Genomic DNA, 17,997 nt, shown 5'->3' with positions numbered 1-17,997 from the left:
TTTCTTTTTTAGGTTTCATTAAAGGTAATGCATTTGCCTTTTTTGAGTATAATTTTGCCATAAATTCCACGCTTTTATTTTAAATTATAACGTAAGAATTAAAGGTATAGTATTACGTAGTCAAAACAATTTGATGTTTGTCTATAACTTTTCTCAAATTAAGTAAAGCATAACGCATTCTTCCTAGCGCAGTATTGATACTCACACCTGTAACTTCTGATATTTCCTTGAAACTCATATCTTGATACATGCGCATGATTAATACCTCTTTTTGATCAGCGGGTAGCTCTTCAATAATTTTTTTTATATCAATTTGTACTTGATCTGCGATTATTTTATTTTCAATAGATAGTGAATCATCAGACATGATTGAAAAAATAGAAAACTCCTCCGTTTCTCTATACAAAGGCATTTTTTTTGATTTTCTAAAATGATCTACAATCAAATTGTGAGCAATTCGCATTACCCATGGCAAAAACTTGCCTTCCTCATTATAAGAATTAGATTTCAAAGTATTGATTACTTTAATAAAAGTATCTTGAAAAATATCATTCGTGATATCTCTATCGGGAATTTTAGAGTAAATAAAACCGTAGATTTTAGACTCGTGCCTTTTAATTAGTTTTGCTAATGCATCCTCGTTTCCAGACACATATTCTTTTACTAAAAGCGCATCGTTGAGTTGTATATTAACCATAATAGTACTTTTTTAATTTAATAAATTGGGGTATGATTTCTCAAAAAAGTATTTTTATAGAATAGGCTTTGGTTTTTTCGTGGTTAATTTTAATTCAAATTTAACAAAATATTGCATTTAAATGCAAAAAAAAGAATAAAAATTATATAAATAAATTTATAATGTGGTGAAATTGTCAATGAAATTTTAAACTATCAACAAAAAACACTAAAAAGCCAAAAACTTGGCTTTCTTTAGTGTTCAGAGTTGAAAATAATTTGCTCATTATTGATACACTTTGATGTAATCAATATAAAATTTTTGAGGAAAAATTGCATCATCAACTTTGGGCCCTCCAAAATCACCTCCTATAGCCATGTTTATAATAAAATAAAAAGGCTGATTGTATGGCCAAACAGCTTGGGTTTTTGATTCGGGCTGAAAGGTATACACTAACTTTGCATCTACAAAAAAATCAATTTTATCCGGTGTCCACTCTATAGCATACAGGTGAAAACCCTCTTCAATAGACTCTATTTTTGTTTTTTTAGTGTTAATAGTATTTCCATGACTGTCTTGAGTATGTAACGATGTAAAAACCATATCTGGCTCCTTGCCCACATATTCAAGGATATCAATTTCTCCACACATGGGCCACCCAACTTGATCAATATTAGAGCCTAACATCCAAAAAGCAGGCCAAACCCCCTGCCCTACGGGAAGTTTAGCTCTTGCTTCAAATCTACCGTATTGAAATTCTTTTTTCCCTTTGGTAGTAATTCTAGTAGATGTGTATTTATTGTCTGCTTCTTTTTTTGCAGTAATTACCAAACAACTTTTTTCAATTTTATGATTATCAGCCGTATATAACTGTCTTTCATTATTACCCCAACCACAATTTGGGCAACCGTCACCCAACTCGATATTCCAAGTTTTTTCATTTAATGATTTTTCATCAAAATGTTCTTCCCAAACTAATTTGCGTGTACCCACTTGTGCGAATGAACAAGTGAAAATTAGAAAACAAACCAATATATATTTCATAAATGCTTAGTTTTTAAATTGAAAATCTTTTTCGAATTGCGTTACAGAACTACCTCCAACAAAGACTTTAAAGTCTCCTGCTTCGGCTTCCCACTTTCTATTGGCGGTAAAAAACTCAATCGTTTTTTCATTGATTGTGAACACTACTTTTTTAGTTTCATTAGGTTGCAACTCTATCAATTCAAAACCTTTAAGTTCTTTTACGGGGCGCGTAACGCTGGCAATCAAATCTCTAATATACAACTGCACTACCTCTTTACCTATTACATTACTTGTGTTTTTAACATTGACCGATACTCGAATAGATCCACCTTTTGCGAAAGCATTAGAAGACACATCAAAACCTGAATATTCAAATTTAGAATAACTCAAACCATGTCCGAATGGGAATTGAGGTGAATTTTTTTCGTCAATATAATGAGACCAAAAAACACTTTCAGATTCATTCATTATAGGTCTTCCAGTATTTTTATAATTGTAATACAAAGGTAGCTGCCCCACGTTGCGCGGGAATGACATTGGTAGTTTTCCACTCGGATTGTAATCTCCATATAGTACTTGCGCTATAGCGTTACCACTTTGAGTGCCTAACTGCCATCCCTCTAAAATTGCAGGAATTTTTTCTGCAGCCCACGGAATAGCTAGAGGTCTGCCGTTATTTAAAACCAAAACAATATTAGGATTCACTTTATACACTGCCTCTAGTAATTCTTGCTGCACACCTGGTAAATCAATATCTGTTCTACTTCTACCCTCACCAGATTGCAAACCGTGTTCCCCTAATACCATAATCACAACATCTGCCTGTTTTGCATTTGCAATAGCTTCATCAAATCCGGTTTTATCAGTAGTGTTGATTTTAGTTTCCCAAATAAATTGAGTGCGTCCCACTGCAACATCTGCACCTTTTGAAAAAGTCAATTGATTTCCAGAGTATTTTTGCAATCCTTCTAAAACGGAAACCGCCGTATTGTCTTCAGCTGCAATTCGCCAGCTTCCTAATGGACTTGTTTTATCATTTGCTAAAGCACCAATTAACGCTATTTTTTGACCCGATTTTTTTAATGGTAAAATATCATTGTCATTTTTTAAAAGCACAATAGATTTTTTTGCCATGTCTAAAACACCTTCATGAAACTCGGGTTTACCTACTGTGGATTGCTCTCTTTGTTCATTACAATATCTATAGGGATCATCAAAAAGTCCCAATTCAAATTTCACTTTCAATATACGTCTTGCAGCATCATCAATAAAGCTCTCTTTTACTTTACCCTCTTTAACCAATGCCACTAAATGGTCTACATAAGCGCTTGATTCCATATCCATATCAGATCCTGCATTGATGGCAATTTCGGCAGCATGTTTGCTATCTTTGGCATATCCGTGAGCTATCATTTCGTTAATAGAACCCCAATCTGAAACTACAAAACCATCAAAATTCCACTCTTTCTTTAGAATATCCCTCTGTAAATACGCATTACCAGTAGCAGGTATGCCATTCAATTCATTGAAGGAATTCATAAAAGTACGCACGCCAGCATCAACAGCAGCTTTAAAAGGAGGGAAAATGATGTTTTGCAACGTATTTTCGCTTACATCTACCGTGTTATAATCTCTTCCTGATTCAGCAAAACCATAACCTGCAAAATGTTTGGCACAAGCCAAAATAGTATTGGTCGCAGCCAAATCATTTCCTTGAAAACCTTGTACGCGAGCCACCGCAATCTTACTTCCAAGGAATGGATCTTCACCAGCTCCTTCCATAACACGACCCCAGCGTGCATCACGAGCCACATCAACCATGGGAGCAAAAGTCCAATTTAATCCCTCTGCCGAAGCTTCTTCGGCAGCAATAGCAGCTGATTTTTGTATGGCTTGTAAATCCCAACTTGCGGCTTCGGCAAGTGGAATAGGGCTAATTGTTTTATACCCGTGAATTACATCAAAGCCAAAAAGCAAAGGGATTTTGAGACGGGTTTGTTCTACAGCTATTTTTTGCAAAGCGCGAACATCCTGTACCCCTTTTACGTTAAGCATAGAACCTACTAAGCCTTTTTTGAGGTCTTCATACTTTTTTGCGGCTTGGCCTTCTTTTGGAGTGGGTCCCGTAATGTCCCAAAAACCATTGTATTGATTGAGTTGACCAACTTTTTCATCAAGAGTCATCAATTGAAGTACAGAATCAACCTTTATATCTAAAGCGTTTTTTCGCGCCAAGGGAGTTGATGGTTGTGTGATTTTTTTACTACAAGCAACTACAAAAAATAGGCTACCTAATATAAATAGAAATGAATACTTCATTTGTGATATGTTTATTAAAGCAAAAGGCAGGTAAAAAAACCTACCTTTTACTATTATTGCTAATTTAAATGTGCTTATTGATATACTCTTACATAATCAATCTCCATTGAGGACTGACTAAAGGCTGGATCAATAGCACCTCCAAAGGTTCCTCCCATTGCAACATTTAAAATCAAAAAGAAATCTTTGTTAAATGGCAACGCACTTGTATTTGCAACCGTGTGAAACAAAACATCATCAACATATATTTTAACTGATTCTGGGCTCCAGATAGTTTTGTAAATATGAAATTCAGAAGCAGCATTAGCTATTGTAGTTGAAGCTCCGTTACCATTACCTCCTGAATTTCCGGGATAATGTAAAGTTCCGTAAATAGTTGTAGGTTGACTTCCTTTGAATTCCATGATATCAATTTCTCCGCAGGCTGGCCAAGCATTAGTAGCATAATTTTCTCCCAACATCCATATTGCTGGCCAAGTACCTGCCCCAGTTGTTAATTTAGCTCTCACCTCAACCTTACCATAAGTAAATTCAAATTTATTTTCAGACTTCAATCGAGCCGATGTATAACCTGAACCCACTTTTTTAGCAGTAATTTTTAAGTTGCCACCGGTTACAACTACATTATCACTAGCACTTGTATAAGACTGAGATTCATTATTACCCCAACCTCCTGCACCTAAGTCATAACCCCATTTAGTAGGATCTGGTGCTCCGTCAGTATTAAATTCATCGCTAAATTTCAATACATTGTAATTTGCAGATGGTGGTGTAACTGCTCCAGCAGGAGGTGTAGTTGTAAAGGTATGATACCATGCTAAAAACGGATTTCCTGCTTGAATTACTCTTACTCTCATTCTGTTATCCGTTAAAGAAAGTATTTCATAAGAACTTGAACCTACAAAATACCCCATAAAACCTCCATCAGCAATATTTAAAACGGTTCCCCTAGTTTGGGTGCTAGCTCCTGGATTTTTAGAAACAAAAGAATCTGATTTACTAAGAGTAACTATTTTTAATCCTGCAGTAACCAAGTCAAAACATGCATCTTCACTAACGCCCTTAAGAGCTGCATTATAATACGTTTGTCCTTTGTTATCCAATTCAAATTTCATTTGCTGTCCCACTTTAGAGAAAGTCATTACACTTTTATACAAGCAAGTCGCAGCTTTTTCATTGGCTGCAGCCCTATAAAAAGAGGGATAGTAATTTTGTGTTCCAAAAGTAGGATCAGACCAAGCCACATTAGGACCTACGCCCAAATGCTCTGGTTCACTTTGTGCCCAATACCATTTTTTACTAGATCCGCCAGTTAACAATTGAACAGCAACTTCATCCTTAAAGTTACTAAACACAGTAACCTCTATTGTGGTGCTAGAAGTAACTCCTCCGGCACCTGATGCTAAGATGGTTACAGTGTATGTGTTGGTGCCAGGAGTAGCAAATGGATATTCAAGAATTCCGCTTGGTTGATTTTTGCTTGTTCCATCACTAAAAACGTATTTATATGAAATTGCGTTTTCGGCGGTACTTACAAATTTTACTTTTCCTGATCCATCTCCATTTGGAAATGCGGCTGATTTTCCAATAATTTCAGCAGTCACTTTTAGATTTGAGGGGGCATCTATGGCTCCAAATCCTAGATTATCCTCCTGACAATTCACCATTAAAAGCAGGATAAAAACAGAAACTATTTTGATTAGTATTTTTTTCATTTTCTTATTTTTTAAAATTCAAATTGTAATAATGCACACTAACTATTAATGCTAGTTCTAAAAGTTAAAACCCTAATTAGTTATGAAAGTAAACATTATCAATATAAACCGTATTGTTACCAGATGGTGCTCCAACATAAATTAATTGTGCTATATGCGCTCTAGTTGTTAAGCCCGTAAATTGACTCAATGGAATATCAAGACTAACCCATGATCCTTGGGCTGGAGAATTTACTGTTATTTCATGTTCAACATCATCGCCTCCACTAAAAGCTCCATCGGCACCAAAATCAACTAATTTAATCTTGAATTGTGTAAAATCAGAAGACCAAACATCAGTATGAAAGTGAGTCATAGCCGTTGCATTTATAGGAGTTGAAGTAGCCTCAATACCCACAAAATTTAGGGCGCTATATTTTTTAGTTGCATTTCCGCTTATACTCAAATCAGTTAATGTTGCACTAGACCAAGAAGTTCTCCAAGTATCGACAGCTACATTTGTATATGCATCACTAAACATAGAAATCACACTTGATGCAGGACGTGTAGGTGTTGGCGCTGCAGTAACAGAGCCTGCAGTGTTGTAGAAAAACACATTGTCTACATAAACTGTATTACTTCCTGCTGGAGCTCCTACTAAAATTAATTGTGCAATGTGCGAACGTGTAGTTAATCCTGTAAAATTACTTAATGGAATGTCTAAACTGACCCATTCCTCTTTTTTAGGATTGGCAATAGTTATTTCGTGTTCTCTATCATCACCACCGTCAAAGGTTCCGTTTGCACCAAAATCAACTAGTTTTACTTTGAATTCTGTTACATCTGATGACCAAATATCAATATGAAAAAATGTCATAGCCGATGCGTTTATAGGAGAAGAAGTAGCCTCTATACCCACAAAATTTAATGCGCTGTATTTTTTTGCTTTGTTTCCACTGATATCAATATCCTCTAAAGTTGCTTGTGACCAAGAAGTTCTCCAAGTGTCAACCGCAACATTAGTGTAGCTATCGCTAAACATAGATATAACATTAGCAGAAGGAATTGTAGGAACTGGAGCAGCAAATAAATTTGTAACCGTGACTGGAGTTATTTTTTGAGTAGTTGCTGCACCACCACTCAATGCTACAACACGTACATTGTAGGTTCCAGGGGTTTTGTAGGTGTGCGTAATTACTTGACCTTGCATGAAATCTACTGGAACTTGGTTAGGGACATCACCAAAATAAACTTGAAAAAAAGTCTCTAATTCTGCTTCTGCAGAAACATTTACGCTTAAATTACTACCAATTGCCACAGTCGACACTAAGTTTCTAGGCGCTAAAAAAGAGACCGTTACGTCTTGAATGGTTTCGGTTTTTTTACCGTTGAGAGTTATCCCAATGATTTTTGCTTTAAATACTCCCTCTCGGTATTTGTGGGTGTATGTCCCGCCAGGATTCACAATAACAGACTTTGCTGTGGCATCTCCAAAGAAGATTTCAAATTGAGTTACTCCTTCACCTTTTGGCAAAAAAGTAACATTACCTGAATTATCTTGTGTAATGGTTGTGAGTGCCGACACGTTTTTTGGCGCACCTATAGTTTCTAAATCTACATCATTATTTTCCTCCGTACACCCAAAAGAAAGGGTCAGAATGAAAATACTTAGAATTAATTGTAACTTTTTCATATCTAAATTATGTTAGTTTTTTAATACCCTTGATTTTGTTTCCAATTCCCATTAGAAAATTGAATTTCCTCGATAGGGACAGGAAATAGTTCGTGTTTATTAGCCGTAAAACCAGGAATTTCTTGCGCTGCCTTACCAGTACGAACTAAATCAAAGAAACGATGTCCCTCTCCTGCTAATTCTACTCTTCTTTCGGCTAAAATAAAATCTGTTAAAGCTGCGCCAGAAGAGGCGATGTCATGATTCAAGTCCCCAAAAGCACGTCTGCGAACTAAATTTAGGTATCCTCTTGCTTTTACATCGTCTATTCCACCGCGGTTGAAAGCCTCTGCTGCCATTAATAATACATCGGCATATCGAATAGCACGGTAGTTGTTAGGATTTGTCAAGTTTAAATCATTTTGAGCAGTTGTGCTTCTTTTTCTAGGTATGTACTTTCTGTTAAAAAAACCAGTATGCTCGTATCCTTTTCCAAAAGTTGCTCCTGTACTGGTTGCCCAAGCCTCGATATCTAGGATAGCAACTGCTTTACGATTGTCACCGGCTTCGAAAGCATTAACAATTTTTTGGGTAGGAACATTAAAGCTATATCCAGAAGTAAATAAATCTCCACTATAACTACGAGGACCACTAAAACCTACGGCAACATTCCCTTCACTACATTGAAGACATTCAAAATTGGCACCCTCAACATCTGTATATTGTACTTCAAAAACAGATTCTGGTCCGTTCTCACCTTCATTCTCAAATATCGAATTGTAATTTGAAACTAACGAGTAATTTCCAGATGTTATAACTCTATCAAAAATAGGTGCTGCTTGCGCAAACTTATTTTGGTACAAATAAGCTTTTCCTAATAAAGCAAGTGCAGCTCCGCGCGTTGCTCTTCCTTTTTGAGTGGTTGTTGGTGCTAAATTTTCAGAGGCAAAAATTAAATCGGCTTCTATAGATGAATAAACTTCTGCTTTTGAAGAACGAGGAGTTTTTTTCTCATCGCCTGGAACAAACCTTAAGTCTCCTTTCATAGGGATACCACCAAACCATTTTACTAATTCAAAATGATAGTACGCTCTAAGAAATCGAGCTTCAGCAATAATTTGGTTTTTTCCTTGAAAATCAGTTTTATTTTTAAATTCTAAAATATAGTTTGCTCTTTGTACACCTGCAAACATCCAATCCCAAAGGTTTTTTAATTGCTTGTTAACTGGCGTATGAATCATATCATCAATTTGCTGAATACCTGGCTCATTTGATGCATTTTCACCTCCTGCTAAAGTGTTGTCTGAGGCTATTTCACCAACTAAAACATTCATATAACTAGACTGTAATAAATCATATGCAGCAATCAATGCTTTGTCATAGTCTTCTTTTGAGTTGAAATAATTTTCAGAATCAATAGAATATTCAACAGGTCTGTCTACGAACTCATCGCTACATGAAATGATAGCCGTGGCTATAGCTGCTATCATTACGGTACTAAAAAGATATTTTTTCATTTTAATTCAGATTAAAAATTAATGTTCAAACCTAACAGGTAAGTTCTTGGAATAGGATAAAAACCCTTGTCTATCGCGCCACCTATTGGCTCTCCATTAGACGCGCCAGGATCAAAACCTTTGTACTTTGTAAAAGTGTACAAGTTGTTGACACCCGCATACAACCTAACTTTTGAAAGACCAGTTTTTTCAATAAACTTTGTATCAACTGCATATCCTAATTGTATGTTTTGGATCCTTGCATACGAAGCGTCCTCTACAAAAAAGCTTGAAAAATTAGAGTTTCCTGTTGCACTTGTTGTAACTCTAGGAGTTGAATTTGTACTTCCTTCACCAGTCCATCGGTCTAATACGTAATTGAGCCTGTTAACATCTGTTAGATTTCGCTCATAATTCCGAACCATATCATTGCCTACAGAGGCAAAAGTATACATGGCAAAATCAAAATTTCTGTAGTTCATTTGAACATTAAAACCCATTGTAGCTGCAGGAATTGGATCACCAATATTTGTTCTATCACTTGCATTTAAAACACCATCACCATTTACATCTACAAACCTTAAATCACCTGGACTTGCTTCTGCTCCTAATGATAATTGAGATGGATGCGCATTTACTTCGGCTTGATTTTGAAAAATTCCATCTGTTTTATAGCCGTAGAAATATCCAATTGGTCTGCCTACTTCCATTCTTGATGGTGGTTGTTGACCAACTCCAAAGGATCCTCCCTCAATATAACCAATGCCATTGTTTACCTCTAGCACTTCGTTTTTCAGGAAAGTGACATTGTAACCCACACTTAACGAAAAGGAATCTGAAAACTTATTTTTATAATCTAGAGCAAGTTCTAAACCCGTATTTCTTACTGTACCAGCATTTATTGTAGGTGGTTTAGATCCAGGTGCAGCAGCACCATTAATACCAGAAACTGGAATAAAAGGGATTAATAAATCGGTACGAGTATCAATAAAATAATCCGCTACAAATGACATTTTATTTTGGAGAAATCTCAAGTCTACTCCTACGTCAAACTTGCGGGCTTCCTCCCATTTTAAATTAGCGTTTGGAATTTGTCCTACGGCAAAACCATTTACTAAAACATCACTAAATACATAAGTAGCTTCACCATTTAACTGTGAAATGTAACCATTATTAGGAATTTGATCGTTTCCTAAAGTTCCATAGCTTCCTCTAAATTTCATGAAATTAACAAACTTATCTTGTCCAAAGAAACTCTCGTCAGACAGCACCCAACCTGCAGTGAATGACGGGAAGTACCCCACCTTATTACCAGGTCCAAATTTTGTCGAAGCATCACGACGAATCATTGCCGAGAAAAGATACTTCCCTTTATAATCATACTGACCTCTTGCAAAATAAGAAAGTCGTCGTTCATCATAATTATAAGAACTGTTTGTTACAACCGCTGCTACTCCTCTAGTCAAAGCAATATCAGCAAATTTCCAAGAATTATAAGGAACATCAAAACCTGTGGCAAACAAACCATTGCCATATTCTTTAAAAATGGTGTTTCCTATTGTTGCCGCAATATTATGATCCTCAGCAATTTTTTTTGTGTAAGTACCGTAAATATCGAAAGAATAATTGTTATCGTTTATGCTACTTTGAGTAACACTACTTCTTAGTACATCAAAAACTTTTCCGCCATAACTAATTTGCTTTGCAAAAGTTTTAGACTCACTATTAGATGAATTAAATCCAATAGAACTCGTAATCACAAAATCTTTAAATAGTTTATAATCTAACCCAAAATTTCCATTTAACTTCTTGAAGTTATAATCGTTATAGGTATTTGCAATTTGAGCTAAAGGATTTATTATTTCGTTACCAAGCCCTGTGCCTGCCAATGTAAAATCACCAGTAGCATCATACGGTTTTAGCGTAGACGGCATATTCAATGCATTAAATAACACTGAACCCAAACCATCTTCATTAAGTGTATTTCTAGTAAAATAAGTATAAATAACATTGGTTTTTAACTTCAATCTGTCCGTAACATCAGCACCAAGTGCAATTCTTGCAGTATTTCTTAAAAAGCCTGATTTTTTTTCTCCAATGATCCCTTCTTGATCAATGTGAGAACCACTTACTGCATAGGTTATTTTATCAGATCCTCCAGAGAAAGAAATATCATGATTGATTATTGGAACTGAAGTACTAAAAATTTCATTCTGCCAGTCAGTACCTTTACCCAAACCTGATACATTTGGAAAAGGAATTGCGTTACCACCATTAGCATAACTTTCGTTAAGTAACAAAGCATACTCGGTTGCATTCAGCATGGGTAACTTTCTTGAAGTTTCTTGAAAACCAGTATAAGCGTTATAACTTATTTTGGATTTTGAATTTTTCTTACCGGATTTAGTGGTTATTAAGATAATACCATTGGCACCAATAGTACCATAAATTGCGGCCTGTGCATCTTTTAGTACGGTGATGGTTTCAATATCATTTGGATTTAATAATCCTAACTCTCCCACATAACCATCTATAATAGTAGTAGGTCTATTTTCTCCATTGGTAGCAATACCTCTAATTCTTATATCTAATGCTGCGCCAGGTGCTCCAGATGTAGAAGTAACATTTACTCCAGACACGGTTCCTTGCAACGCTTGCTCTACTCTAACTGGTTTTAAGACCTCAAGCGTTTTGCTATCAACAACAGAAACGGCTCCTGTTACTTCTCGCTTTTTTTGTGATCCGTAACCAATGACAACAATTTCATCTAATGTATTTGTATCTTCTTTTAAAACAATAGAAAGGTTTTGTGTGGCTTGTGTAACCTTATATTCTACACTTTTAAAACCTACGAAAGAAAATATTAAAACGGAATTAGGGGAAACGCCTTTTACATAAAAACGACCATCAAAATCTGTTGTGGTTCCTGATGAAGAATTTTTTACTTGAATATTTACCCCTGGTATTGGTAAACCAGAACTTGCCTCTTTGACAACTCCTCCTACGACAAACCCTTGAGAGAAACCTACAGTGGTTATGAATAGAAATAAGATTAATAGATAGTTTGACTTCATAATTTATGTTTTTCGTGAATTATAAAATTAACACTTAAAGACTGCTAATTAGTAAATTACAACCTCAACAAAAAACATACAACACAAAAAAAACCTAATATTAATGATGATTTCTCAATTTAGCTCCTAATTTACTGTAAAATCTAAATCTTAATAAAATCTTAAATCCAAAAAAAAAAATCAACGACAACGTTAATGTTGTGGTAATGTATAGTTTTTTTGACCCAAAAAGCTGCAACCTATACAGCTAAAATGTACTCTACAAGTCCTTGCTCATGAGATAATTCCATTTTTTTACGCAAACGATATCGTTTTATCTCTACACTTCGAACCGATATGTTCAATAAAGGAGCAACTTCTTTTGAAGATAGATTGAGTCGTAAATAAGCGCATAATCTTAAATCATTAGGAGTTAAAGAAGGATGTGCTGTTTTCATTTTTTTCAAGAAATCTTTATCAGTACTGTCAAATGCTTCTTTAAATATATTCCAACTGTCACCTTGACTTATATTTTTATTTATGGTAGATATAACAGATTTTATACTTTTATTCCCATCGTCAGTTGTTTTTTTCAAATCCTCTTTGATAAAAGCCAACAACTCATTTTTACTATTTAAACTCATGGTAGATGCAGCCAATTCTTTATTTTTTGAATCAACTACTTGAGAAAGTTGTTCGTTTTTTATTCGCATAACCTCTTGCTCGTTCTCCAACTCTTTTATTTCAAGCAAGAGATTATTCTCTTCTATTAATTTTTTTTCCAATTGTTCATAATAACGTTTGTAGGCTTTGTGTATAAATCTTGCTAAAAACACTACTAATATTAAATAAATCAAAAGCGCAACATGCGTAAAATACCAAGGTTTGTTTATCCTAAACGAATAGGATATGGTACTATCTAAAGTGGAATTAGCGTATTTTGCTCTAACTTTTAAGGTGTAATTTCCTGGAGGAAGATTTTTAAAGCTCACTGTGGGCTTAGCGCTCCATTCACTCCATTCGTCCTGAAATCCTTCCAGCAAATATTGAAATTCTACATTTATATATTTATTAAACTCTGGTACGGCATAAAAAAAAGTAATGTTATTATCATCATGATCAAAACTTCCTTCGTTCAAGATACTTTGGTTTTGAAACGATTCATTTTGCTTGTTGGTGGTTATTCCAGAAAATGAAACGTTATAATTCTTTAAACCCAATTCTTTTAAATTCAAAACATAATATCCATCCGTTGTTCCTATTAAATAATTAGATTGAGATATTTGAGTTATATTTTCATACCCCAACATAGAGTTTGTCAAAGCTGCTGGTATGGGAATTACATTTTGAACAAGTTGATTGCTAAACTTACTCAGCGAAAAATAATGAATGTAATTTTTTGAAAACAACCAAATTCTATTTGAATTATCAACAATTAATTTTCCTGAAGTATATTCATCTTTTTCAAAAACAGCACTCAAAACTTTGTCTTTTACAAATTGTTTTGAATTTTGATTAAGTTTAAAAATACCGGCTTTATTAGCGTAATAAATATTATTATTAAAGGTAGTTAAACTTGCATTTTTCCCTTTTTGAGGGGTTTTATATGCCTGTACTTGTTTTACTTTCAATAGATCTTTATCAAGTTCTAGTCTGTAAATCCCTTTATATTCATGACTTACGTACACATCTGAATTTTTTGAAATCTCAAAATACTTAGAAGAGTAATCAAAACCTTTAATTTTATTCCTAAAAATCCATTGATTATTTCTTTTTTCTAAAACTGAAATACCGTAATAATTTCCTTGTAAAAGAAGTGCCTTGTCTTTTGGAGACGCCTCAAATTTCCAAGTTCCAGATGCCGAAAAAATATTCTTAGCCATCCCATTCTCAACAATAAATGTACCTGAATCATGACCACAAAAAAGCGTACCATCATGTTCAAATAAAGACCAAACTTGACCTTTAGTACCACTCACAAAACGAAATTCCTCCTGTACAGAATCCTTTTTAAAAAACAATCCTTGATTTGTTCCTACATATAAATTTCCGTTACATTTTAAAGAGGTATAAACGGTGCCCAATATTCCTGTATCATCACTATAATTTTGTATGGGTGAACGCAAATTGATACAATTGATACCATTGTCAAGGCCCAACCATACATTTTGATCCACATCTTCATAGAGTGATAAAACAGTATTATTACTCAAACCTTTATTTTGTGTAATATGAAATTTCAATTTACCTGCTGAATCAAGTATAAAAACACCATTTGAAATAGTTCCCAAAGCAAAGCTACCATCACTTAATTTTTGGCTACAATAAATATTTCCAGATGCAAACTCATTGTCTACATCTGTTTCAAATTTTTTCAGGCGTTTATCTGCCAGTTTAAAAAAACCATTTTGTTGCGTTTGTAAAAGGAGTCCATCAGCATCAGCAAAAATATTAACCAACTTATTTTGCAATACAATTTTATCATTACTTACAAGACGATAGGTGCCACTTTCTATTTCAAAAAGACCTTCGTTTGCAATTTGAAAATAAATTGCATCTTTAGTACGAAAAGACTTTGTGATATTGTTTTTTGGACTAATTATTTTAAAAGTGTCTGCTTTAGTATCATAAATATACATTCTATTTAAAGATTGAAAAACAACCCATTGTTCGAAATCTAAAATATTCCAAAACTGTTCATCATCAAGTATCTTGTTTTTTATTTTCTGACTTAAGGAATTGTATTTTAGTTTACCATTATTCAACCGTTTCCAAATTCCAAATTCCATATAAGCACCCGAAAAAATTTTATCGCCTACAACTTTTACAGATCGTATAATAGTTTCGTTTGGAGAAGGATACAATTCCCAATTAGCTCCGTTAAATTCCAGTAGACCATCATTATTGGCTACAAAAATAAATTGCTTTTTATCTTGAGTAATCATCCAGTTTTGATTTCCAGCACCATATGTAGCAGAGCTATATTTTACTATAGGAGGTAACTCTTGTGAAAAGGCACAAAAACAGCATAAAAAAAGAATAAGGTATAACTTTGTTTTCAATGGTTCTTCAGTTTGTTTTATCAAAAATAAATCTAAAAATAGTACTTATTTATCGGATGGAAAACATAAATACCATACAAGGCTAAAAATGACTTTTAAAACTCCGTTTTAATCATTATTTGTGAGTTGTTCATCCTGAAATCTCTGTTCAAAATTGATTACTTTTGTAAAAATTATCATTTTTATGCAAGTTGACCTTTCTAAATTAGACCCAAAGAAAAATATCATTATAAAAGGAGCGCAAGTACACAATTTAAAAAACGTGGATGTTGCTATACCTAGAAATAAACTAGTGGTTATTACAGGTCTTTCAGGATCTGGAAAATCTAGCTTAGCATTTGATACTTTGTACGCCGAGGGACAGCGCAGGTATGTAGAAAGCTTATCATCTTATGCACGTCAATTTCTTGGCAGACTCGATAAACCAAAGGTAGAATATATTAAAGGTATTGCTCCAGCTATTGCCATTGAACAAAAGGTCAACACTACAAATGCCCGTTCTACAGTGGGCACCTCTACTGAAATTTACGACTATATCAAATTACTTTTTGCAAGAATAGGACGCACATATTCCCCAGTTTCTGGTGTTGAAGTCAAAAAAAACACAGTAACTGATGTAGTAAATGCAGTGAAAAAGCTAGAACAAAACAGTAAATGGCTGTTATTAGCACCCATTCATTTAGAACCTGGACGCAAACTACATGACAAGCTTAATGTTCTTTTGCAACAGGGTTTTGCTAGAATATTGGTGAACAATGAAATGATTAGGCTGGATGCTGTTCCTGAAGCTATAAACGATAAAGAAATTTATTTAATAGTGGATCGTATTGTGGTTAACCAAGATCCCGAAGTTGAGGAAGAATTTTACAACCGCCTTGCCGATGCGGTTCAAACTGCTTTTTTTGAAGGGAAAGGCGTTTGCTACTTACAAGAATTAAACACCCATATCAAACATACTTTTTCAAATAATTTTGAACTGGATGGCATCACTTTTTTAGAACCAAATGTTCATTTATTTAGTTTCAACAATCCTTATGGCGCCTGCCCAGTGTGCGAAGGCTACGGAAACATTATTGGAATAGATGCTGAGCTTGTAGTACCCAACACCACTTTATCTGTTTTTGAAAATGCTATTTTTCCATGGCGTGGTGATAGTATGAGTTGGTATCGTGACGAGTTAGTTAACAAAGCTTATAAATTTGATTTTCCCATTCACAAACCTTTTTATCAACTTACTGAAGAACAAAAAGAAGTTCTTTGGACAGGAAATGGCTATTTTCAAGGCTTAGATGATTTTTTTAAAGAGCTTGAAGAAAAAAACTATAAAATCCAAAATAGAGTAATGCTTTCTCGCTATAGAGGCAAGACAAAATGTACTGCATGTAAAGGAAAAAGATTGCGCGTAGAAGCTTCCTATGTTAAAATTAATCAAAAAACAGTTTCTGATTTGGTTGATTTACCAATAAAACACTTGGTTACTTTTTTCAAAAAATTAGAATTAAATTCTTATGAAAAACAAATAGCAAATAGATTGCTAATTGAAATCAACAACAGATTGTCTTTTTTAACCGAGGTAGGTCTTGATTACTTAACACTCAATAGAAACTCAGCGACACTGTCTGGTGGTGAATCACAACGTATTAACTTAGCTACTTCACTTGGCAGTAGCCTGGTTGGATCTATGTATATCTTGGATGAGCCAAGCATAGGTTTACACCCAAAAGATACTGAAAGATTAATAAACGTTCTGCTTTCTTTACGCGACTTAGGTAATACTGTAATTGTTGTAGAGCATGACGAGGACATCATGAAAGCAGCAGATATGATCATTGACATTGGCCCAGAAGCTGGTAGTCTTGGTGGAAATTTAGTGGCTCAAGGAACATTTGAAGAGATCTTAAAATCTACATCACTTACTGCAAAATATTTGAATGGTGATTTAGAAATTTCGGTACCAAAAAAACGCCGACAGTTTAAGAACTTCATAGAAATCAAAGGAGCGCGTGAAAATAACTTACAAAATATTGATGTTACATTCCCGCTAGATGTCTTAACGGTGATTACTGGCGTTTCAGGTAGTGGAAAAAGTACACTGGTAAAGAAAATTCTTTTTCCAGCTATGCAAAAAAAGCTAGAAAATATTGGTGAAAAAGCAGGTCAATTCTCAGAAATATCAGGTTCTTTTTCGCAAATAAAACATATCGAATATGTAGATCAAAATCCCATAGGTAGAAGTTCAAGATCAAATCCGGTAACGTATATCAAAGCATATGACGACATTCGGGAATTGTATGCCAAAGAAAAACTTTCAAAAGTTAGAGGATACCAAGCAAAACATTTTTCATTTAATGTTGATGGTGGGCGCTGCGAAACCTGCAAAGGAGAAGGATCTATCAACGTAGAGATGGTATTCATGGCTGATGTGCAATTGCCCTGTGAAACCTGCCATGGCAAACGATTTAAAAAAGAAGTTTTAGAGGTAGCTTTTGAAGGGAAAAACATTCATGAAATTCTAACCTTGACCATTGATGATGCAATTGCTTTTTTTACAGCTCAGAAACAAACTAAAATAACTCAAAAATTGCAACCGCTGCAAGATGTAGGTTTGGGTTATGTACAACTAGGACAATCATCCTCTACCCTTTCTGGCGGAGAAGCACAACGTATAAAACTGGCATCATTTTTAGTAAAAGGAGCCACAAAAGACAAAGCTTTATTTGTTTTTGATGAACCTACAACTGGCTTACATTTTCATGATATCAAGAAACTATTGGCATCTTTTGATGCTTTAATTGAGAAAGGACATTCTATAATAGTAATTGAGCACAATCTTGACTTAATAAAATGTGCCGACTGGTTAATTGATCTTGGTCCTGAAGGTGGAGAAAATGGCGGGAAACTATTAGCGGTTGGTACTCCAGAGCAGGTGGTGAAAAATAAAGAATCAATTACTGGAACGTATTTAAAAGCAGTTCTAAAATAATAAAAAAGCCGATATT

Annotated in this window: 9 protein-coding genes; 1 reads left to right on the top strand and 8 read right to left on the bottom strand. The window is 34.5% G+C overall.

What is annotated here, in order from left to right:
• Nucleotides 1–112: 112 nt before the first annotated feature.
• From FJV36_RS00430 to FJV36_RS00395, 8 genes are all read right to left on the bottom strand, one after another.
• Nucleotides 113–697, bottom strand: coding sequence for an RNA polymerase sigma factor (locus tag FJV36_RS00430; RefSeq protein WP_158729032.1), 585 nt, complete (start codon nucleotides 695–697; stop codon nucleotides 113–115).
• Between the two features lie 264 nt (nucleotides 698–961).
• Complete coding sequence (locus tag FJV36_RS00425; RefSeq protein ID WP_158729031.1) at nucleotides 962–1,720, bottom strand: family 16 glycosylhydrolase; 759 nt, start codon at nucleotides 1,718–1,720, stop codon at nucleotides 962–964.
• A 6-nt stretch (nucleotides 1,721–1,726) separates the two neighbouring features.
• A complete protein-coding gene (bglX, locus tag FJV36_RS00420) occupies nucleotides 1,727–4,021 on the bottom strand; it encodes a beta-glucosidase BglX (protein ID WP_158729030.1) in 2,295 nt (764 codons plus the stop codon).
• 74 nt (nucleotides 4,022–4,095) lie between these two features.
• Nucleotides 4,096–5,736, bottom strand: coding sequence for a family 16 glycosylhydrolase (locus tag FJV36_RS00415; protein WP_158729029.1), 1,641 nt, complete (start codon nucleotides 5,734–5,736; stop codon nucleotides 4,096–4,098).
• Between the two features lie 76 nt (nucleotides 5,737–5,812).
• Nucleotides 5,813–7,408: a PKD domain-containing protein gene (locus FJV36_RS00410; protein WP_158729028.1), complete on the bottom strand. Its 1,596-nt coding sequence runs from the start codon at nucleotides 7,406–7,408 to the stop codon at nucleotides 5,813–5,815.
• Between the two features lie 20 nt (nucleotides 7,409–7,428).
• Nucleotides 7,429–8,904 carry a RagB/SusD family nutrient uptake outer membrane protein gene (locus FJV36_RS00405; protein WP_158729027.1) on the bottom strand — a complete coding sequence of 492 codons (1,476 nt, stop codon included), beginning with the start codon at nucleotides 8,902–8,904 and terminating at the stop codon, nucleotides 7,429–7,431.
• Nucleotides 8,905–8,915: 11 nt separating this feature from the next.
• The gene (locus tag FJV36_RS00400) at nucleotides 8,916–11,957 is read right to left on the bottom strand and encodes a TonB-dependent receptor (RefSeq protein WP_158729026.1); all 3,042 of its coding nucleotides are present in this window, start codon (nucleotides 11,955–11,957) and stop codon (nucleotides 8,916–8,918) included.
• A gap of 239 nt (nucleotides 11,958–12,196) precedes the next feature.
• Nucleotides 12,197–14,998, bottom strand: coding sequence for a triple tyrosine motif-containing protein (locus FJV36_RS00395; protein WP_158729025.1), 2,802 nt, complete (start codon nucleotides 14,996–14,998; stop codon nucleotides 12,197–12,199).
• A gap of 184 nt (nucleotides 14,999–15,182) precedes the next feature.
• Between FJV36_RS00395 and uvrA the strand changes: the two genes are divergently transcribed.
• Nucleotides 15,183–17,981 carry an excinuclease ABC subunit UvrA gene (gene uvrA, locus FJV36_RS00390; RefSeq protein ID WP_158729024.1) on the top strand — a complete coding sequence of 933 codons (2,799 nt, stop codon included), beginning with the start codon at nucleotides 15,183–15,185 and terminating at the stop codon, nucleotides 17,979–17,981.
• Nucleotides 17,982–17,997: the final 16 nt, after the last annotated feature.

This window comes from Flavobacterium sp. I-STPP5a (genome assembly GCF_009764685.1).
Lineage (GTDB): Bacteria > Bacteroidota > Bacteroidia > Flavobacteriales > Flavobacteriaceae > Flavobacterium.
This window is presented reverse-complemented; position numbering and strand designations above follow the sequence as displayed.